Annotated in this window: 23 protein-coding genes; 14 read left to right on the top strand and 9 right to left on the bottom strand. The window is 70.9% G+C overall.

Translation table 11 applies throughout. The features are described 5' to 3' along the window. Positions 1-93: 93 nt before the first annotated feature. Positions 94-408, bottom strand: coding sequence for a hypothetical protein (locus P8R59_RS12745; protein ID WP_278101372.1), 315 nt, complete (start codon positions 406-408; stop codon positions 94-96). A 79-nt stretch (positions 409-487) separates the two neighbouring features. After that, positions 488-1159 (bottom strand): TetR/AcrR family transcriptional regulator, encoded by a 672-nt coding sequence (locus tag P8R59_RS12740; protein WP_278101371.1) that lies wholly within the window; start codon positions 1157-1159, stop codon positions 488-490. A gap of 58 nt (positions 1160-1217) precedes the next feature. On the opposite strand from P8R59_RS12740, the gene P8R59_RS12735 reads away from it, so the two are divergent. Beyond that, positions 1218-2009, top strand: coding sequence for an SDR family NAD(P)-dependent oxidoreductase (locus tag P8R59_RS12735; RefSeq protein WP_278101370.1), 792 nt, complete (start codon positions 1218-1220; stop codon positions 2007-2009). Positions 2010-2105: 96 nt separating this feature from the next. Here P8R59_RS12735 and P8R59_RS12730 read toward each other — a convergent pair whose 3' ends face one another. Beyond that, positions 2106-2555, bottom strand: a complete 450-nt coding sequence (locus P8R59_RS12730; protein ID WP_278101369.1) for a hypothetical protein — start codon at positions 2553-2555, stop codon at positions 2106-2108. Between the two features lie 408 nt (positions 2556-2963). On the opposite strand from P8R59_RS12730, the gene P8R59_RS12725 reads away from it, so the two are divergent. After that, positions 2964-4715 carry a Na+/H+ antiporter gene (locus P8R59_RS12725; protein ID WP_278101368.1) on the top strand — a complete coding sequence of 584 codons (1752 nt, stop codon included), beginning with the start codon at positions 2964-2966 and terminating at the stop codon, positions 4713-4715. A 28-nt stretch (positions 4716-4743) separates the two neighbouring features. Further along, a complete protein-coding gene (locus tag P8R59_RS12720) occupies positions 4744-4971 on the top strand; it encodes a hypothetical protein (protein WP_278101367.1) in 228 nt (75 codons plus the stop codon). Positions 4972-4996: 25 nt separating this feature from the next. Here P8R59_RS12720 and P8R59_RS12715 read toward each other — a convergent pair whose 3' ends face one another. Continuing rightward, entirely contained in the window at positions 4997-5443 is a 447-nt protein-coding gene (locus P8R59_RS12715) for a MarR family winged helix-turn-helix transcriptional regulator (RefSeq protein WP_077052559.1), read from the bottom strand. A gap of 115 nt (positions 5444-5558) precedes the next feature. Between P8R59_RS12715 and P8R59_RS12710 the strand changes: the two genes are divergently transcribed. Further along, positions 5559-6761, top strand: a complete 1203-nt coding sequence (locus P8R59_RS12710; protein WP_278101366.1) for an MFS transporter — start codon at positions 5559-5561, stop codon at positions 6759-6761. Positions 6762-6794: 33 nt separating this feature from the next. Here P8R59_RS12710 and P8R59_RS12705 read toward each other — a convergent pair whose 3' ends face one another. Next, the gene (locus P8R59_RS12705; protein ID WP_278101365.1) at positions 6795-7460 is read right to left on the bottom strand and encodes a response regulator transcription factor; all 666 of its coding nucleotides are present in this window, start codon (positions 7458-7460) and stop codon (positions 6795-6797) included. Then, positions 7457-8665 (bottom strand): sensor histidine kinase, encoded by a 1209-nt coding sequence (locus P8R59_RS12700; RefSeq protein ID WP_278101364.1) that lies wholly within the window; start codon positions 8663-8665, stop codon positions 7457-7459. Before P8R59_RS12700 ends, P8R59_RS12705 begins: the two co-directional genes overlap by 4 nt. A gap of 131 nt (positions 8666-8796) precedes the next feature. On the opposite strand from P8R59_RS12700, the gene P8R59_RS12695 reads away from it, so the two are divergent. Beyond that, positions 8797-9504, top strand: a complete 708-nt coding sequence (locus tag P8R59_RS12695) for an ABC transporter ATP-binding protein (RefSeq protein ID WP_278101363.1) — start codon at positions 8797-8799, stop codon at positions 9502-9504. Next, positions 9501-10805: an ABC transporter permease gene (locus P8R59_RS12690; protein WP_278101362.1), complete on the top strand. Its 1305-nt coding sequence runs from the start codon at positions 9501-9503 to the stop codon at positions 10803-10805. The genes P8R59_RS12695 and P8R59_RS12690 overlap by 4 nt, the downstream gene beginning before the upstream one ends. 49 nt (positions 10806-10854) lie before the next feature. Here P8R59_RS12690 and P8R59_RS12685 read toward each other — a convergent pair whose 3' ends face one another. Beyond that, positions 10855-11667 carry a shikimate 5-dehydrogenase gene (locus tag P8R59_RS12685; RefSeq protein WP_278101361.1) on the bottom strand — a complete coding sequence of 271 codons (813 nt, stop codon included), beginning with the start codon at positions 11665-11667 and terminating at the stop codon, positions 10855-10857. Positions 11668-11733: 66 nt separating this feature from the next. Then, entirely contained in the window at positions 11734-12510 is a 777-nt protein-coding gene (locus P8R59_RS12680; RefSeq protein ID WP_278101360.1) for a helix-turn-helix transcriptional regulator, read from the bottom strand. A gap of 48 nt (positions 12511-12558) precedes the next feature. Between P8R59_RS12680 and P8R59_RS12675 the strand changes: the two genes are divergently transcribed. The 8 genes from P8R59_RS12675 (at position 12559) to P8R59_RS12640 (ending at position 18191) form a co-directional block, all read left to right on the top strand. Further along, a complete protein-coding gene (locus P8R59_RS12675; RefSeq protein ID WP_278101359.1) occupies positions 12559-12999 on the top strand; it encodes a DUF2000 family protein in 441 nt (146 codons plus the stop codon). A 28-nt stretch (positions 13000-13027) separates the two neighbouring features. Continuing rightward, entirely contained in the window at positions 13028-13507 is a 480-nt protein-coding gene (locus tag P8R59_RS12670; RefSeq protein ID WP_278101358.1) for a hypothetical protein, read from the top strand. Positions 13508-13680: 173 nt separating this feature from the next. After that, positions 13681-14052: a DUF1622 domain-containing protein gene (locus P8R59_RS12665; protein ID WP_278103826.1), complete on the top strand. Its 372-nt coding sequence runs from the start codon at positions 13681-13683 to the stop codon at positions 14050-14052. 92 nt (positions 14053-14144) lie between these two features. Next, on the top strand, positions 14145-15134 hold the full coding sequence (locus tag P8R59_RS12660; RefSeq protein ID WP_278101357.1) for a zinc-binding metallopeptidase family protein: 990 nt from the start codon (positions 14145-14147) through the stop codon (positions 15132-15134). Between the two features lie 44 nt (positions 15135-15178). After that, entirely contained in the window at positions 15179-15637 is a 459-nt protein-coding gene (locus tag P8R59_RS12655; protein WP_077052572.1) for an acyl-CoA thioesterase, read from the top strand. Positions 15638-15684: 47 nt separating this feature from the next. Further along, entirely contained in the window at positions 15685-16473 is a 789-nt protein-coding gene (locus tag P8R59_RS12650; RefSeq protein ID WP_278101356.1) for a dienelactone hydrolase family protein, read from the top strand. A gap of 163 nt (positions 16474-16636) precedes the next feature. Then, positions 16637-16984: an aldehyde dehydrogenase gene (locus tag P8R59_RS12645; protein WP_278101355.1), complete on the top strand. Its 348-nt coding sequence runs from the start codon at positions 16637-16639 to the stop codon at positions 16982-16984. A gap of 172 nt (positions 16985-17156) precedes the next feature. After that, complete coding sequence (locus P8R59_RS12640; RefSeq protein WP_278101354.1) at positions 17157-18191, top strand: helix-turn-helix domain-containing protein; 1035 nt, start codon at positions 17157-17159, stop codon at positions 18189-18191. Between the two features lie 106 nt (positions 18192-18297). Here the strand turns inward: P8R59_RS12640 and P8R59_RS12635 are convergent, their stop codons facing one another. After that, on the bottom strand, positions 18298-19860 hold the full coding sequence (locus P8R59_RS12635) for a GMC family oxidoreductase (RefSeq protein ID WP_278101353.1): 1563 nt from the start codon (positions 19858-19860) through the stop codon (positions 18298-18300). Positions 19861-19972 lie beyond the last annotated feature (112 nt).

The following is a 19972-nucleotide window of genomic DNA, read 5'->3' as shown; positions in this document are numbered from 1 at the left end:
CGCCCGCGCAGCCTCCGCGATCCGCACAACCTCAGCCCGGGTCGGGGTACCTCGACTGAGGTTGCGCGGATGACGGACGGTGCGTCGGTGCCCTCACACCGCCACGAGCGCCCGCGCACTCTCGGCGGGGGCCGGTGCGGGCTGCCCGATGACATCCCCGAGCCGCCGACGCCCCAGCGACGGGTCCGCGGCGACGCGCAGGGCCAGCGCTCGCACCAGGACGACCGCGGGCGGCGTCGGCGCGGTCGTGGGAGCGAGCGCGCGGTCGATGGCATCCAACGCCCCGAGGAGTCGCTCGTCGTGGCACCGCGCGTCGGCGGCCGCGATCCAATCCAGCAGTTCGGTAAGGGTCCAATCAAAGGAGACTGGACTCTCAGGATCGACAATGTGGCGGGTTTCGCGGCTCATTGGACCAGAATGACCCTCGAACGCAGGCGCCGAAAGAGCCACTCTCCACCCCGTGGCCTCAACCGACGGGCGCGCCGAATCAGTCGCCCTGCGCCCCCAGGACGAGATCGAAGACCATGCGCTCCCACACGCGCCCGGCCGCGACGAGGGCGTCGTGGGCCGCGGCGGGATCGTCGGAGTGCAGCACGGCGGCCGTCGTCTTGAGTCCGTCGAACCCCCCGACCACCACCGTCGCTACCGCTTCGGCGTCGACACCCTGCCGACCCGCCGCGGCGTCCCGCACGACCTCGGCGACGACGTCGATCCACCGCCGCGTGAGCGAGGCCGCGAACGCGCGCGTCTCGTCCTGATCGGCGAGGGCCCAGGTCAGACGGGAGATGACCCAGGCATCCGGGTCGCCGTCGTGCAGCGCCAGCACAGCCGGCAACAGGGCGCGCAGTCGGGGCTCGCCGGGCTCGACCGAGTCCAGCGCGACCCGCACGTCGGTGACCCACCGCTCGTGGCGCGCGGCGAGGACCGCGACCGCGAGCGCCTCCTTGCTGTCGAAGTGGAAGTAGACCGATCCCTTCGACAGCCCGCTCGCCTCGACGATGTCGGCCATGCGGGCGCGGTCGTAGCCCAGGCGGGCGAAGACCGTTGCGGCGGCGTCGATGATCCCGTCCCGGGATGCCGCCCCCTGAGACGTGCGCCCTCGGGGGCGCCCGACGCGACGCGGAGGCGCGTCGGGGGCTTCGTCTGGACGCGAGGACATTCGGTCAGTATAGTTCCAAGTTATATAGACCGACTGGTTTGTTTAATTAGGAGACAGTATGCGCAGCATCGGCCGCGGAACCACCACCCTCGTCACGGGCGCCTCCTCGGGCATCGGACGCGCCTTCGCCGAACGGATCGCCGCGGACGGCGGAGACCTCGTCCTGGTCGCGCGCAGCGCGGACGCCCTGACGGCCCTGGCGGACGATCTCGCGCAGACGCACGGCATCCGGGCCGTCGCGATCGCCCACGATCTGGACGCGCCGGGAGCTGCCGCGGCCCTCGCCGAGCGACTGCACGCCGAGGGCCTGCGGATCGACGCCCTGATCAACAACGCCGGCCTCGGCATCCACGGGGATCTCGTCACCCAGCCGCTCGCCTCGATCACGACGCAGGTCACCGTCAACGTCACGAGCCTCACCGAGCTCACCGCCTTCCTGCTCCCGGGCATGCTCGACCGCCGCCGGGGCGCTGTCGTCAACGTCGCCAGCACGGCCGCGTTCCAACCCCTGCCCCACATGTCGGTCTACGGCGCGACGAAGGCCTACGTCCTGTCGTTCTCGCGCGCGCTGTGGCGCGAGACGCGCGGCACCGGGGTCGACGTCGTGGCCATCTGCCCCGGCGCGACCGCGACGCCGTTCTTCGCGACCGCGGGCGACGACGCCTCCTTCGGTCCGCGGCGCACACCCGACGGCGTCGTGGACAGCGCGCTGCGCGGCCTCCGACGCGGGACGCCCACCGTCATCGACGGCGCAGCGAACGCGTTCTCGTCGCGCCTGGCCGCCGTGCTCCCCGAACGCGTCGCGATCGCCGTCGCCGAGCGGGCGATGCGCCCGTCGCGTCGCGCCTGACCGCGGCGCTCGCTCGGCCTCGCGGGCGTCCGGTGCTGTGATTTTGCATGCGGAATGGCGGGGGTCTGTCTGCGACAGTGGCGGGGCGAGGTCGATCTAGTCTCCCAGCCACATAGCTACGTTCAGCTGGAACGTGTCCACCCACGCGTCGTTCTCGTTCAGGATCAGCTGAACCACACGATCCACCTCGTACCACTGGCGTCCTGCGCCCGCACTAGGGAAGCTGTCGCCATACTGCCGCCACCCCGCATCGGCGCGCGCAGCGACCAATGCATTACCGAAGAACAGCGCAGCTGCATGTCGCACTTCGGTCGAGGAGCCGATATCAGGGGCAAGTTGACGGATCACTCCCACCAGACGGAGCGGGTCACCAGACAGCTCCATCGCGTCGATCTGCCGTCGATTCAACAAAGCAATGAAGGGTTCATACCCCGCCAGATGCCTCACCGGTCGATCCGACGGTTCGACCAGCTCGTACTCCGCTACGCCCCGCGCGATGGGTGGAGCGCTTGCGTGTTGTCGGCCGTCGAAGAATGGGGCACCCATGACGCGAGCGTACCCATCACATCTCTTCGGTTCGGGAGGTCTCACGGCGGTCCAGCCACCTCCGCTAGACGGTCCTTCACCGTGCCCTGGATAACGGGCTGACGGCTGACCGGAAAGCGGCCTCCGACGCGGCCGACCCACCGTCATCGACGGCGCAGCGAACGCGTTCTCGTCGCGCCTGGCCGCCGTGCTCCCCGAACGCGTCGCGATCGCCGCCGCCGAGCGGGCCATGCGCCCGTCGCGCCGCGCCTGACCGCGGCGCTCGCTCGGCCTCGGCGTCCCGTGCCGCCACGCGGAGGGCGCCCGGACCGCACCCGCTCGCCGCACGCCGACAGCGAACGCGGCCTCGGGAATTCTGTGACCGCTCTCTACGCTGTGTGCTGAGGGCACGGTGGAAGGCGGCTGGGGATGCAAGGACTCGAAGTCACGGTTCTGCTCGGGCTCGCGATGCTCGTGGGCACGGTGCTGGCCCCACGCCTGCGCGTCGCGACGCCGCTGGTCCTGCTGGTGATCGGGCTCGCCCTCGGATTCATACCGGAACTGCGGCAGATCGAGCTGCCGCCCGAGACGGTCCTGCTGCTGTTCCTCCCCGTCCTGCTGTTCCGCGAGGCGTGGACGACGTCGCTGCGGTCCGTGCGCCGTTCGCTGCGGTACATCGTGCCGATGAGCACGCTCCTGGTCGTGGCATCCGCCTTCGCCGTCGCCGGCGTCGCGACGTGGATGGGCGTGCCGTGGGAAGCCGCGCTCGTGCTGGGCGCGGCGGTCGCTCCTCCGGATGCCACCGCCGTCGCGGCCCTCGGACGCCTGCTCCCCGAGCGCACGTTCATGAAGCTGAAGGCCGAGAGCCTCACCAACGACGGAACCGCGCTCGTGCTGTACTCGATCGCGGTGTCGCTCCTCATCGGCGACCAGATCACGCCGTGGCAGATCACGGGCATGGTGCTGCTGTCGTACGTCGGCGGTGCCGCTGCGGGTGTCGCCGTCGCCGCGCTCGCGTATCTCGCGCTGCGCCGCATGGAGTCGACGCTCACGATCAACCTCACGTTGACGCTCGTGCCGTTCGTCGCGTTCCTCCTCGCCGAGATCGTCCACGCGTCGGGCGTCCTGGCCGTCGTGTTCGCGGGCCTCATCGTCGCGTGGATCGCCCCGCGAATCACCACCGCCATGTCTCGACGAGCCGCGGATGCCACGTGGCCCTTCGGCGTGTACCTGCTCAACGGCGCCCTGTTCGTGCTGATCGGGCTCGAGATCCAACTCGTGCTGCACGAGATCTCCCCCTCCGAGATCGGCATGCTGCTGCTCATCACAGTGGCGGCCTGGATCGTGCTGGCGCTCGTGCGGTATCTGTTCCAGTGGTTCTTCTCCCCGTTCTCGCGCCCGGGGCCGTCCTCGTCGCGGTCGCTGCGACATCGTTCGCGGGTGGTCAGCACGGTGGCCGGATTCCGCGGGGCGGTGTCTCTCGCGATCGCGCTGTCGGTGCCGCTCACGACGGCCGACGGCTCCCCCGTCGCCGGGCGCGACGCGGTCGTCTTCGTCACCGCCGGAGTGATCGTCCTGACGCTGCTCGTGCAGGGCCCGCTGCTGCCGGCCGTCATCAAGTGGGCGAAACTCCCGACCGACGACGCGGCGGTCGAGGAGTTCGAGCTCGCGCAGCGCGCGATCTCGGGGGCCGCGCTTCTCGCGCTCGACGACCTCGCCGTCGAGCACGGCATCAGCGACGTCGTGAAGGACCGGGCCCGCCAGGAGGGTTACGAGCGTCTCGAACTCGCCAACGCGCGCGCGGTGGCCCGTCAGCGGGCCGCCGAGGAGCGCGACCGCTCGGACGACGACGGGGATGCCGACGGCGACGACACTGCGTCCCGGATGGGCCCGATCCCGCCCGGGGTGGACGGCGAGGACGGCGAGGACGACGGACGCCGACCCGCGGGTCAGCTGGAGATGATCGCCGTCAGCGACGACATCGACGTGACGCAGCGCTCGCCCCTGCTCCGGCACCGCGAGGCCACGCGACTGCGCCTGGCGATCCTGGACCGGAAGCGCGAGGTGCTGCTGCGCCTGCGCCGCGAGGGCACCATCGACGATCTGGTCGCGCGCCGGATCCTCGCAGATCTCGACATCGAGGAGATCCGTGCGCGCGGCATGGAGAAAGCCACGGACTGAGGATGCCGCACGCCCCTAGGCTGGCGCCATGAGCGAGCCCACGCAGGACCAGCTGGAAGCGTCGGACAAGGTCGAGAAGCGCACGATCGGCGGCGAGATCCGCTATTACCTCAAGGACATCAAGGCCCACTGGCCGGCGGTCGTCGAGCAGCATCCCGATGCCGCCGGGCACGAGGCGTGGTGGACCCCCGACGGGAAGTTCCACGCCACGCACGCGCAGCTGCGACGGGATGCCATGATCGGCGGCATCGTCTGACGGCGGACGGTGACGGCCGGGCGACTCACGCCGGAAGCGCGACCCCGTGGAGAGCGTCGACGACCGGGGCGAGCTCCGGCTGCGTCCCGGCGTCCGCCAGCACGCGCTCCAGCGCCTCGTCGTGGACGGGTCGCGCGCGCTCGTACAGTGAGCGGCCGGCCGGGGTGAGCTCGGTGTAGATCCCGCGTCGGTCGTCGGCGCACAGCACGCGGGTCAGGAGTCCTCGGTCTTCGAGGCGGTTCACCAGTCGCGTGGTCGCGCTGGGGCTGAGTGCCGCCGCCCGCGCGAGCTGCTGCATGCGCATGTGCCAGCCGTCTTGCCGGTCGAGCGCGTCCAGCACCGTGTACTCGACGACCGACAGCTCGACGACGCCGAGCGCGCGCTCGAGTTCGGCCTCGATGAGTCCGTGGAGGGCCGCCAGCGTGCGCCAGCCGCGCGCACGGATCTCGACGGCGTCATCAGCGATGCCCATGGGCGCACTCCTCCTCGATACTTGCTTGCGCGCTTTACTTGCGTGTGCAATCATTTTGCCCAGCGCTGCAAAAGAGCGCGTCTGCAACTACTTCGAGTGTATCAGGAGACCCCTCATGCCCCTAGGACTCATCGCCCTCGCCGTCGGCGCGTTCGGTATCGGACTCACGGAGTTCGTCATCATGGGTCTGCTCCCGGAGGTCGCGACGGACTTCGCCGTGTCCGAGTCGGCCGCCGGGTGGCTCATCTCCGGCTACGCCCTGAGCGTCGTGGTGGGCGCGCTCGGACTCACCGCGGCGACCACCCGCCTCCCCCGCAAGCCCGTGCTCCTGGGGCTGATCGTGCTGTTCATCCTGGGCAACGCGCTCACGGCGCTCGCTCCCGACTACGGCATCGCGATGATCGGTCGCGTCATCGCGGCGCTCTGCCACGGGGCGTTCTTCGGTATCGGCGCCGTCGTGGCCGCCGGCCTCGTCGCGCCCGAGAAGAAGGCGGGTGCGATCGCCCTGATGTTCACCGGCCTCACCGCGGCCAACGTCTTCGGCGTGCCCTTCGGCACCTTCCTCGGTCAGCAGTTCGGGTGGCGTTCGACGTTCTGGGTCATCGCCGGGATCGGCATCCTGGCGTTCATCGGCATCCTGACGCTCGTCCCGAAGCTCCCCCGGCCGGATGCCGCGGTGCGCCTCCGCCACGAGCTGCGGGCGTTCCGCTCGGGGCAGGTGTGGGTGTCGCTGGTGGTGACCGTTCTGGCGTACGGCGGGATGTTCGGCGGATTCACCTACATCGCCTACACGCTGACGGAGGTCAGCGGCTTCGACAGCGGGGCGGTGCCGTGGCTGCTCGTGCTGTTCGGGATCGGTCTCGTCATCGGCAACGCCGTCGGCGGTCGCCTCGCGGACCGCTCGATCGACGGCACGCTGCTCGTCGCGGTGTCGGTGCTCTTCATAGTCCTCGTGGCCTTCGCGGCGCTCGCGACCTCGGGCATCGCCACGATCGTCGCCCTGTTCCTCATGGGCGGGTTCGGCTTCGCGACGGTCCCCGCGCTGCAGAGCCGCACGATGGTCTACGCCGGCTCGGCGCCGACGCTCGCCTCGGGCGCCAACATCGGCGCCTTCAACGTCGGCAACGCGCTGGGAGCCTGGGCCGGCGGCATCGGGATCGCGGCGGGTCTCGGGTACACGTCCCCGCTGTGGATCGGTGCGGGCATCACCGCGGCCGCCATCGTCGTGCTCGGCGCCGCCGTCGTGCGGCTGCGGCGCTCCACGACCGAGGCGTCCGACCCGCTCGCCGTCGCCGCGGCTCAGCCGGTTCACCGCTGAGCCGCGGGGCGGCCCGGGGCGGTGGCCGCAGGCTCACCGCCCCGGCTGCACCAGTCCGCTCTCGTAGGCCGCGATCACGAGCTGCGCCCGGTCGTGCGCGCCGAGCTTGATCATGGTGTTCTTCACGTGCGTCTTCGCGGTGTGCGGGGAGATGAACAGATCCCCCGCGATCTCGTCGTTGGAGCGCCCGCGGCCGACGAGCCGGAGCACCTCGCGCTCCCGGTCGGTGAGGACGTCGAGGGCCGGCGACGGACGCGGAGGATCGGATGCCGCTCCCCGCACGTACTTCTCAATCATCGCGCGTGTGGCCGCCGGCGACAGGAGCGCGCCGCCGTCGTGCACGGCGCGCACGGCCTGCACGATGTCGTCGGGCTCGGCGCCCTTGCCGATGAAGCCGCTCGCCCCCGCGCGGAGCGCCGCGACGACGTAGTCGTCCTCCTCGAACGTCGTGAGGATGAGCACACGGGTGTCGCCCAGTGCCGGGTCGCCGCAGATGAGCCCGGTCGCCTCGATGCCGTCCATCCGTGGCATCCGGATGTCGCACACGACGACGTCGGGGCGGAGGGTGCGGGCGAGGTCGACGGCCGCCTCGCCGTCCGCGGCTTCCCCGACGACCTCGACGCCGGGCGCCGCGTCGAGGAGGTCGCGCACCGCCGACCGGATGAGGGCCTGGTCGTCGACGACGAGCACCGTGGTCACGCGACACCTCCGGAGGCGGGGCGGGCACCGGCCGCCGGGGGCGCGAGCGGAAGCCGCGCGGCGAGCCGGAAGCCGCCCGGGGCGGGACCGGCCTCGAGGACACCGCCCACGGAATCCACCCGCTCGCGCAGGCCGACCAGACCGAAGCCCGACGGCGGCAGCTCGGGGTCGGCGGGCACGTGATCGAGGGGGTTGGTGACGACCACCTCGAGCGCGTCACCGTCGCGCCTCAGCAGCACATGGACGCGCCGGGAGGTCCCGTGCTTGAGGGCGTTGGTCAGCCCCTCCTGCACCACGCGGTATGCCACGATGTCGACGCCGAGCGGCACCGGCTCCGCGTCCCTCTCGTCCCGGACGACGACGTCCCATCCGGCGACGCGGACCGACTCCACGACGTCCGCCAGACGCGCCAGCCCGGGCTGCTCGCGGATCCCTCCCTCGTCGGGCGTGCGCAGGATCGTCAGCATCGAACCGATCTCCCCCAGGACCTCGCGCGACGCGGTGCGGATCGTGGCGAGCGCCTCGCGGGCCCGGTCGGGCCGCGTCTCGAGAGCCGACGAGGCGACCCCCGCGTTGAGGCTGATGACCGAGATCTGATGCGCCACCGCGTCGTGGAGGTCGCGGGCGATGCGCAGCCGCTCCTCGGTGACCCGGCGACTCGCCTCGGCCTCCCGCGTCTGTTCCGCACGGCGGGCGCGCTCGATCACGGCGAGGACGTAGGCGCGGCGCGAGCGGGTGGCATCCCCCAGCGCCCCGGCGAGCGCGACGGAGAGCCCGATCTGGAGGAACCGGGTGTCCATGCCCGTCGTGAGTTCGACGACGATGCTCGCGCCGACGACGAATGCGACCGCGGCGATGCTCACGGGCGCCGCCGCGCGGCGGTCCAGCCGGTCGGGAACGCCGTACGCGGCGATGACGACGGCGAGGGCGGCCCCGGGCGCGAGCGTGCCGAGGGCGAGGGCCGCGATGTAGAGCCCGATGCACACCACGAGCGCCGAACGCGGCCAGCGCCGACGGAACGGAAGGACCACCGCGGGCAGGATCGCGAGGACGTACACGAGCGGACTCGACGGGCGCAGCTCGGGGAACGGCACGGGAGCGAAGACCGGCACGATCACGAGCACCGCGGCGACCACGTCGCGAACCCACCGCGGGACCGACGGCAGCAGGCGCGGCGCCGCGTCGATCGTCGGGACGGGTGGCATCGTCCCAGTCTGGCGGTCCGGGCGCCGCGGGGCCATCGCCGTTCCGGGGCAGACGCGGATCCCCCTGTGGGGGTAGCCATCCACCCCGGGAGCGGGACGTGCCCGCCGACGCCCGCGGCGAGAGTGGGGGCATGACACCCGACACCCCACCTCCCCTCCTCTCGGTCGTCGACCTGCACAAGTCGTACGGCCGTGGATCCGCCCGTTTCGACGCCCTGCGCGGCGTCTCCCTCGACATCCGGCGCGGGGAGAGCGTCGCCATCGTCGGCAAGAGCGGGTCGGGCAAGTCGACCCTCATGCACCTGCTCGCCCTGATGGACGCCCCCACGACCGGCACCGTCGCCCTCGACGGAACGGATGCCGCCTCCCTCCGCGGCCGTCGCCTCAACCGCACGCGCAACAAGACGTTCGGCTTCGTCTTCCAGCAGTTCTTCCTCACCCCGAACGCCTCGGTGCTGGAGAACGTCGTCCTGCCCCTCAAGATCGCCGGGGTCGGACGCGCCGAGCGCAAGCGCCGCGGGCTCGCCGCCCTCACCGAGCTCGACATGCAGGACAAGGCGAAGAACAAGGCGACAGCACTCTCGGGCGGCCAGAAGCAGCGCGCGGTGATCGCCCGCGCGCTCGTCAACGACCCCCAGGTGATCTTCGCCGACGAGCCCACCGGAAACCTCGACTCCCAGACCGGCGCGGTGGTCGAGGACATCCTGTTCCGCCTGAACCGCGAACACGGCATCACGTTGATCGTCGTGACGCACGATGACGACCTGGCGGCCCGGTGCGACCGCCGCATTCTGATCCGCGACGGTGTGATCGTCGCCGAGCAGGGGCGTGCCGCATGAAGACCACCGACCTGATCTCGACCGCGTTCTCGAACACGTTCCGCTCGAAGACGCGCACGATCCTCACCGTGCTGGCGATCTTCGTCGGTGCGTTCACGCTCACGCTGACGAACGGTCTGGGCACCGGCATCAACGGCTTCATCGACAGCACGGTGTCGTCGATCGGCGCCTCGAACGTGCTGACGGTGTCGAAGACGTCCACGAGCGACGCGACGTCCACGGACCCCCAGAAGTACGATCCGGATGCCATCGCGTCGGCGCAGACGAGCCCCGGTCGCCCCGGGGCGTCGAGCTCCGTGTCGGCGCTGACCGACGACGACATCACCGCGATCGGGCAGATCGACGGGGTGGAGAGCGTGACCCCGGTCCGCTCCGCGACCATCGACTACGTGCAGTACGACGGCGGCGACCGGTACGTCGCGTCGGCGGGCGGCATCATCGGCGGCCAGACGCCGCAGCTGTCGGTCGGCGTCGCTCCCGACAACACCGCCGATGCGCTCGAGGTGGCGCTGCCCTCCGCGCTGGTCGCGCCCCTGGGCTTCTCGGACGACGGCGACGCCGTGGGCAAGACCGTCACGATCGCCGTGACGGATCCGCTGCGGACGCAGCACCTCGTCGAGGCCACCGTCACGGGCGTCACCGAGGGGGCGTTCACCACGACGACGGCCCTCACGACGAACACCGCCCTGCAGGACGCGCTGTTCACCGCGCAGAACACCGGCGTGCCGCAGGACGAGCTCGACCGCTACGCCACCGCCAGCGTGACCGTGTCGTCGTCGGCGACTCCGGCCGAGATCGACGCCGTCAAGTCGTCGCTGTCGGATGCCGGCTACACCGGCCGCACCGTCGCCGATCAGCTCGGCACGTTCCAGGCCGTCATCAACGGCATCGTGCTGGTGCTGAACGCGTTCGCGGTGATCGCGCTGCTGGCGGCGAGCTTCGGCATCGTCAACACCCTGCTGATGTCGGTGCAGGAGCGGACGCGGGAGATCGGCCTCATGAAGGCCATGGGGATGGGCAGCGGGCGCGTGTTCTCGCTGTTCAGCCTGGAGGCGGTCGTGCTCGGGCTCCTGGGCAGCGTGCTGGGCGCCGTCGTGGCCATCGCCGTGGGCGTGCCGGTGAGCGCCGCCCTCACGCGGACGTTGTTCAGCGACCTCCCGGGGCTGCAGCTGATCGCCTTCGACCCCGTGTCGATCGTCGTGACGTCCCTGGTGATCATGGGGATCGCGTTCCTCGCTGGGAGCCTCCCCGCCGCGCGCGCCGCGCGGGCCGACCCGGTGGAGTCGCTGCGGTACGAGTGACCGTCACGACGACAGGGCCCCGCGGTTCCGACCGCGGGGCCCTGTCGTGTCAGGCGCGCGAGTGCGCCGAGGCCCGAGCGACCTGATCGGGCGTCGGCGTCACACCGGTGTAGCGCGCGAACTGGCCCGCCGCTTGGAGGGCGATGACCTCGGCGCCCGTGATGACGTCCCGCCCGGCCTCGCGCGCCGCGCGGATCAGCGGGGTCTCGGCGGGAAAGGCGACCACGTCGAACACGGTGGCCGCCGCGGCGATGTGCTCCGGCGAGAACGCCAGGGAGTCGGCATCCGCCCCGTTCATGCCGAGCGGAGTGACGTTGACGATGATGTCGGCCCCGGGCGCCGGGTCGTCGGGCACCCAACGGAAGCCGTAGGCGGCGGCGAGCGCGGGGCCCGCGTCGAGATTACGGGCCACGACGGTGAGATCCCTGAACCCTGCGCCGTGGAAGGCCGCGACGACGGCCTTGGCCATCCCGCCCGATCCCCTCACGAGCACGGATGCCGCGGGGTCGAGCCGATGGCTCTCGATGAGGCTCGCGATCGCCTCGTAGTCGGTGTTCGAGGCCGTCAGCACTCCCCCGTCGTTCACGATCGTGTTGATCGACCCGATCGCGGCGGCGGAGTGCTCGATGTGGTCGACCAGCGGGATCACGGCCTCTTTGAACGGCATCGACACCGAGCAGCCGCGGATGCCGAGGGCGCGCACGCCGGCGATCGCTCCCGCGATGTCGGTGGTCGTGAACGCCTTGTAGACGAAATCGATCCCGAGCTCGGCGTAGAGGAAGTTGTGGAATCGGGTTCCGATGTTCGACGGGCGACCCGCCAGGGAGATGCAGAGCGTGGTGTCCTTGCTCAGTTCGGGCATGGTGGCCTCCGGGGTGCGCGGGCGATCCTTCGATCGTACGAGGCGGCGGACGCGCACCGTGCGGGCCTACCCGCGCGCGAACGCCCCCGGCGTCACTCCCCACACGCGGCGGAAGTGCCGCGTCAGGTGCGCCTGGTCGTGGAAGCCCGTCCGGACAGCGACCTCGGCCGGGCGGCATCCGTCGACCAGCAGCCGTCGCGCCGCGTCCACCCGGCGAGCGACGAGGTAGCGATGGGGCGCCATGCCGTACGCGCGCGAGAACTCGCGCACGAGGTGGCTGGGGTGCGCGCCCAGGTGCGCGGCCGCCGAGGCGATCGTGAACGACTCGGTGAAGCGGTCGTCGAGCATCCCCCGCAGGCGCCGGGCGAGCGGCGCATCGCGGACGGCCGCGACCTCCGTGCCGGTGTGGGCGAGGATCGCATCGCGGACGACCAGCAGCGCGTGCTCGGCGGCCATCTCCTCCCCCGGGTATCGCAGGGCGGCGTGCACGCGCCGAGCGGCGGATTCCGCGGATCCTCGCCCCAGGGTGGGATGCCGGGACACGCGGTCGGCGGTGTCGTCGGGGAGCCAGTCGCGGCGCAGGTACAGCACCTGCTTGCGGTAGCCGGTGCCGGCGACGGCCGACCGCCCGTCGTGCGGGATACCCGGCGGCAGCAGCGTCAGGGCGCCGGGCGCGGCCCGGTGTGAGACCCGGTCGAGGTCGTACGTCACGGCGCCGCGGTCGACGAGCATCACGGCCCAGTCGTCGTGGGTGTGGAGCGGGTAGGCGTGGTCGAAGCTCGCGTGATAGACCTCGCGCAGGAACGGCACGTCCGGATGCCACGCGCGCACCCGTTCGATCATGCAAGAAACGTACAAGACCGCGGGACGCCGTGAGCGGACGCTGGAGGAATGACCGACACGACCCCCTCCACCGCCCCGACGTTCGACACGAAGATCGTCGTGATCCTCGGCGACGACCTCGTCGCCTGGCAGGAGCTCAACGTCACCGCCTTCCTCACCGCCGGCATCGCGACGAGCGCCCCGGGCCTCGTGGGCGAGCCGTACCGCGACGCCGACGGCACCGAGTACCTCCCGATGCTGCGGCAGCCCGTCATCGTGCTCACCGGTGACGCCGCTCTGCTGGCGCGCGCCCGCGCGAAGGCCGCCGCCCGAGACGACGTCGCGCTGGCGATCTACACCCGCGACCTTTTCGCCACGATGCACGACGATGCCAACCGCGCGGCCGTCGCCGCGGTCGCCGCCGCCGACCTCGACCTCGTCGGCCTGGCGCTGCGCGGTCCGAAGAACGTCATCGACCGCATCGCCAAGGGTGCGGTGTTCCACGCCTGACGCGGGCTCACCCGACAGGATGGATGCCGTGCGCACGATGACCTTCACGACCCCCGAGTTGCTGCCGACCGTGGAGACGGCAAAGCACGAGATGTGGGAGTCGGGGAGGGAGGCGTTCACGATCGACGTGCCGCTGGATGCCCACGTGTCCGACGGCGCGGGAGGCGACGATCCGTTGCTGACCGTGCGGTGGCGGGACGCCGTCCTCCGCGTCATCGCCCACCGCGAGGTGGGCGTCATGACCGCCCGCGACTACGGCGCGGAGATGTTCGGGGTGGTCCGCGCGTTCGAACCCACCGGTGGCGACTTCGTCGGGGGATACGGTGAGTTCGCCGGGGAGAGCGCTCCGGTTATGCGCGGCACGACCGGCGATCGCGCGCTCGTCGCGACGTGCGCGGCCCCCGGGGTGAACCGCCTCATCGTGATCGGCTCCTCGCCTACCGGAGATGAGGCCTCGGCAGCCGAGGTGGAGACCGTGATCGCGTCCATCGCGCTCGTGTCGGCATAGTCGCGCGGCGGGGGCTGTCGCGCACGGCGGCCGTCGACGACGCGGATCGGGGCGACCCCGTCGTGCCGTGACTCCACGGTGCGCGGGCGATCGCTCGATCGAACGAGGCGGCGGACGACGGCGAGATTTCAACGCCCGTGACGGGGCGCGATCGGCTGAGCTACAACTGCACCATGGGCTTTTCGGAGATCATCGAAGGCATCGGCAAGGTTCTCGACGCGGTCGGGGTCGTCGCGATCGTCGGGGGCACGGTCGCCGCCGTCGTCCTGGCGTCCCGGGGGCTGCTCCGCCGAGAGGCCGACGTTTACCGTCGCTTCCGCCGTTTCCTGGGTCGCTCGATCCTGCTGGGGCTGGAGCTCCTGGTCGCCGCGGACATCATCCGCACGGTCGCCGTGACACCCACGCTCGACAGCGTCGCGGTGCTCGCGGCGATCGTCGTCATCCGGACCTTCCTGAGCTGGTCGCTGGAGGTGGAGATCACCGGCCGTTGGCCGTGGCAGAAGGCCCCTGCCGCACCGACGGCAGCCGACGAGCCGGCGGGGTGAGCTGGACGCACCACGCGGCGCATCCGTCCATGCCGGTATCCCCCACGCGCAACCCCCCTTCGAGCCTCGCCCCGACCTGACAGGCTGGGCCTGTGAAGTCGTTCCGATGCCGCGTGTGCGCTGCTCCCCTCCACTTCGAGAACTCGGTGTGCGTGTCGTGCGGGACGCCGCTCGGTTTCTCCCGCGGCGAAGCCGAGATCGTCCCGGTCGACCAGAGCGGTCGGTACGTCGACTCGGCCGGGCTCGTCTGGCACGTCTGCCGCAACCTCGATCTGTCGGGGTGCACGTGGCTGGCGGCACTCGAGGGCGGACAGTGCACGGCGTGCGACCTCACCCGGGTGCGCCCGAACGACGCCGATCTCGAGGGCCTCTCGCAGTACCCGGTGGCCGAGCGCGCCAAGCGCTGGCTGCTGTTCGAACTCGACCGGCTCGGGTTCGAGATCGTCGGGAAAGCCGACGACCCGGAGCGGGGACTGTGCTTCGACCTGCTGTCGAGCGTGGCCGAAGACGTCGTGATCGGACACGACGAGGGCGTCATCACGATCGATCTGGCCGAGAGCGACGACACCTACCGCGTGAAGATGCAGAAGCAGCTCGGCGAGCCTTACCGCACGATGCTCGGCCACTTCCGCCACGAGGTCGGGCACTACATCGAGTGGGTGCTCGTCGAGGGGACCGACCGCATCACGCGCGCCCGCGAGCTCTTCGGCGACGAGACCGCCGACTATCAGGCCGAGATCGACCGGCATTATTCGGAGGGGCCGCCGAAGGACTGGCCCGAGCGCTACATCTCCACGTACGCCACGATGCACCCCTACGAAGACTTCGCCGAGACGTGGGCGCACTACCTCCACATCACGGACACGCTCGAGACGGCGACGGCCTACGGACTGATCACGGTCGCCGGCGTCGACGCCTTCTCCCTCTTCCGCGACGTCGTCAGCGGAGTGTGGATGCCACTGGCCACCTCCCTCAACACGATCAACCGTTCGATGGGGAAGGACGACCTCTACCCCTTCGTCATCCCGGGGCCGGTGCTGGACAAGCTGGAGTTCGTCGCGTCGCTCCGTCCGGCGCGCTGACGGCGGCGACGGAGCCGGACGAGACTCGGGAGTAGCGTGGAGGGGTGACCGAACCCCAGTGGCATCCCTCGGACGACGGCATCAACTTCCACACGCGCAAGTGGGTCAAGCCCGAAGACCTCAACGCCAACGGCACGCTGTTCGGCGGCAGCCTGCTGCGCTGGATCGATGAAGAGGCCGCGATCTACGCGATCATCCAGCTCGGCAACTACCGCGTGGTCACCAAGCTGATCTCGGAGATCAACTTCGAGGCATCCGCTCTGCAGGGCGATCTGATCGAGATGGGGCTCACCGCGACGCACTTCGGTCGCACGTCGCTGACGATGCGCGCGGTCGTGCGGAACATGATCACGCGCAAGAGGATCCTCACGATCGAGCGGCTCGTGTTCGTGAGCGTCGACGAAGACGGCAAGCCCAAGCCGCACGGCTACACCGCCATCACGTACGACCGCGATCGCATGCCGCACGAGCACCCCGCGACCGGGAGCATCCGGCTCGATTAGACGCTCGTACCGCCCCTAGCCCGGCGCGGGGGTGATCTACTGAGCCCATGACCACGGAGCTCCTGGCCGGATGGAACGTCTCGCCGTTCACGCACGACGGCATCACCCACGACGTCTACCGCCGCGGGGACGGCCCCGGCGTCATCCTGATCCCCGAGATCCCCGGCGCGACGCCCGCGGTGATCGCGCTCGGCGAGCGATTGGTCGCGGCGGGATTCCACGTCGTCCTCCCGTCGATCATCGGGACGCCGGGGCGACCGCCGAGCGGGGGCTACCTCGCCGGTTCTGCTCTGCGCATGTGCGTCTCGCGGGAGTTCGCGGCGTTCGCCCGCCGCGCCGACCGCCCGATCGCGGGATTCCTCCGCGCCCTGGCCCGAGACGTGCACGCCCAGCGCGGCGGCCCCGGCGTCGGCGTCATCGGGATGTGCTTCTCCGGCGGCTTCGCGCTGGCGACGGCGGCCGATGCCAGCGTGCTCGCACCGGTCGTCTCCCAGCCCGCGGTGCCCCCGGCGATCGGGGCCGGGCGCTCGGCGACCGGTCTGAGCCCCACCGAAGAGGCGGCGGTCCGCCGCCGCGCGGGCGACGGACTCTGCGCGCTGGGCCTGCGGTTCACCGACGACCGGAGCGTTCCGGCGGAGCGTTTCGCGGCGTTCGAGCGGCTGCTCGGCGAGGGGTGGCGGGCGTTCGAGATCGACTCCTCCCCCGGCAATGCCGACGGCATCCCCGCGAACGCCCACTCCGTCCTCACGGACGCGTCGGCCACCGTGCAGGGACACCCCACCCACCGCGCGAACGAGCTGGTCGTCGAGTTCCTCCGCGAGCGGCTCGCCGGCTGATCACTCTCCTGAGAGTGCTGTCGCCGCCGGAGCCCCGCGCGTAATATTCCGTCACAGAAGCACCCGACGGCGAGACCTCGCCATTCACGCGACGATACGGGAGACCCAGATGGACACCATGATGATGATGAAGTCGATGCCCATGGGCGAGATGACCATGGACATGGATGCCATGCAGGAATGCCTGCAGTCGATGAACGCCTGTGCGATGGCTGCGGCCATGTGCGCCGGCAGCGACATGATGCACGGCGCCGAGATGGCGAAGTGCTGCGCCATGTGCTCGAACATGGTCGAGATGGCCCAGGCGACGATGCACATGATGATGCGTCCCGCCGGCATGGACATGGACGTGATGAAGGCCATGATGATGGCCTGCATGACCATGGGCAAGGCGTGCGCCGACGAGTGCCGCATGCACGCCGACATGGACGAGATGTGCCGCTATTGCGCCATGGCGTGCGACGACATGGTCATGAAGTGCGAGGCCATGATGGCCTCGATGACTGCCTGACGACCCTCGGCGGCGCGGCCCCGCCCCGGGGTCGCGCCCCGACGACCCGCGTCGCGGCGACGCCCGAGTATTTCCTGACCGATGCTTCATTAATTCGATCGGTCGACGTAAAATCGTTGAACGCCGCACCCGAGCGGCGCAGACGTGACCACGCAATGACGCGAGGAGTGCCGTGTCCGCCGATGCCGTTGAGCCCGACTCCCCCCTCTCCCCCGCATCCGGGCGCACCCTCGTCGAGTGCTCCCGCTCCAGCCTGGCCCCCACGTCGCCCACCTCCGCTTTCGACCTGTGGACGGATGCCGTGAGCCGGAGCTTCGTGCCGCTGCGCGCCCACGCCGCCGGACCCGAGGAACGCGCACGCTTCGAGGGTCGACTCATCGCCCAACCCCTCGGCCCCACGTACACGAGCACCGTCTCGGGGCGCGCGGTGCGGGTGAGTCGGGGGCGGGGCGAGATCGCCCGCGACGACCCCGGACACATCAAGCTCGGGCTGCAGCTCCACGGCCGCAGCACCATCAGTCAGGACGGCCGGGACGCGGTGCTCACGCCCGGCGACTTCGCGCTGTACGACACCACTCGGCCGTACGCCCTCGACTTCGGATCCACGTTCCGCATGTTCGTGGTGATGTTCCCCATCGAAGCCCTGCGATTCGATCGGGGGCACCTGGGCAGCGTCACCGCGTCGCGCTTCTCCGGCCGGGACGGCCTCGGCGGCATCGTCTCGACGTTCCTGCACTCGCTGAGCGAAGCACTCGACCAGGACGCCCTCAGCAACCGTCTGCCTCTCGCCGACGCCGTCTTCGATCTGCTCACCGCCGCGCTCGGCGAACGCCTCGACCTCGCGCACGGCACGCCCGAGGATGTGCGCCGGCGCGCGATGTTCCTGCGCATCGAATCCTTCATCGCCGATCATCTGGGCGATCCCGATCTCACCGTCGCGAGCATCGCGACGGCGCACCACATCTCGGTGCGCGCGCTGCAGACGCTCTTCGAGGAGCGCGACGCGACCGTCAGCGGGTGGATCCGCCGGGCGCGGCTGGACGCCATCCGCCGTGACCTGGGGAATCCCGCCCTCGCCCAGAAGCCGATCGCGAGCATCGGCGCCCGATGGGGCTTCGCGGATGCCGCGGCCTTCGCCCGCTCGTTCCGCCAGGAGTTCGGCTCGACCCCCAGCGACTACCGTTCGCAGTCGACCCGCGCCTCCTGACCCGCCGCGGACGAACCGGACCTCTGCGCCTCGCCCGGACGCGACGAGACCGCGTCCCCCGAACTCGCACACGTGCGGTCCGGGGGACGCGGTCGTCGAGGCCGGCTCAGGCCAGGACGGCCGCCTCGTGCTTCGGAGCGGGGACCCCGAGCAGCAGATCGGCGGCTTTCTCGCCGATCATGATCGACGGCGCGTTCGTGTTCGCACTCGGCACGAAGGGCATGACCGAGGCGTCCGCGACGCGCAGGCCCTGGATGCCGCGCACCCGCAGGTCCGGATCGACGACGGCCCCGGCATCCTGGCCCATTCGGCACGTGCCGACCTGGTGGTGATAGGTGCCCACCATCCGCCGGGCGTAGTCGCGCAGTTCATCCCGCGTCGTGACGTCGGCACCCGGCGCGAACTCCGCCTTGCGGAACGGAGCCAGGGCGTCCTGCGCCCCCACGGTGCGGGAGAGCTCGATCGCGTCGACCATCGCCTCGAGGTCGCGCTCGTCGGCGAAGATGTTCGGGTCCACGAGCGGGGCGACCGTGGCATCCGCGGATGCCAGCCGGATCGTGCCGCGCGAGTACGGCCGCACCGTTCCGGCGACGATCGTGTACCCCTGCTCGGGGGCGGCGCCACCGTCGGTCGGGTACGGGAGGTGGATGAACAGGGGCTGCAGGTCGGGCGCGGGACCGTCCCACGCCGAGGAACGCGCGTAGAACTGGCTCTCCAGCAGGTTCCACTGGCCCGCGGGGACGGGCTCGGTCGATTCGTACAGCACGCTGACCAGCAGGTGGTCGTGCAGGTTCTCCCCCACGCCGGGGACGTCGGCGACGACGTCCACGCCGACCTCCTGGAGGTGCTCGCGCGGTCCGATGCCCGAGCGCAGGAGGATCGCGGGCGATCCGATCGCACCGGCCGAGACGATGACCTCGGATCGCGCGGAGGCGCGAGCGATCGCGCCGTCGACCGTGTACTCGACGCCGACGGCACGGCCGTCCTCGACGATGACGCGGTGGACCAGTGCTCCCGCGGTGACCGTCAGGAGAGCGCTGTCCGCGATCGGGGCGACGTAGGCCTGCCACGCGCTGTGGCGCTGACCGTCCTTGGTCGTGGTGTGGTTGAAGCCCGCACCGTCCAGGCGTTCGCGGTTGAAGTCGTCGGTGCGTTCGAGGCCCGCCTGGACCGCGGCCTCGACGAACGCGGCCGCCACGGGGTTGCGCTTGTCCTCGGGGATCCGTTCGACGTGGAGAGGTCCGCCGCTGCCGTGGTACTCGTCGGCCCCGTCCGCGTGGTCCTCGGACCGGAGGAAGTAGGGCAGGACGTCGCTCCAGGACCACCCGTCGGCGCCGGCCGCGGCCCAGCCGTCGTAGTCGCTGCGGTCTCCCCGCATGTAGATCATGCCGTTGAGCGAGCTGGATCCGCCGAGGGTCTTCCCCCGTGGCCAGTACACGACGCGCCCGCCGAGGTGCTCCTGCGGCGTCGTCATCACCGCCCAGTCGTTCTCGGACATGAGCAGGGCCGGCCACCCCTGCGGGGAGTGGATGTGGGGGCTGCTGTCGACGCCGCCCGCCTCGATGACGTGGACGCTGTGGCCCGCGTCGACGAGCCGGCGCACGATCGCACTTCCCGCCGAGCCGGCTCCGACGACGACGTAGTCGGCGGTGTCGGTGAGATCTGCCATTGTCGTTCCTCCTTGAACAGAGGGCGCTGTCGCCCTGTGCCTAGAAGAATGCGCGCGGCCGGTCCCCCCGGGTACGCCTCGCGCGCACGATGGTGTGCCCCACGCGCATCGG

The organism is Microbacterium proteolyticum (assembly GCF_029639405.1).
Lineage (GTDB): Bacteria > Actinomycetota > Actinomycetes > Actinomycetales > Microbacteriaceae > Microbacterium.
Note: the sequence above shows the minus strand (reverse complement) of the source record. Positions and strands in the feature narration are given on the sequence as shown.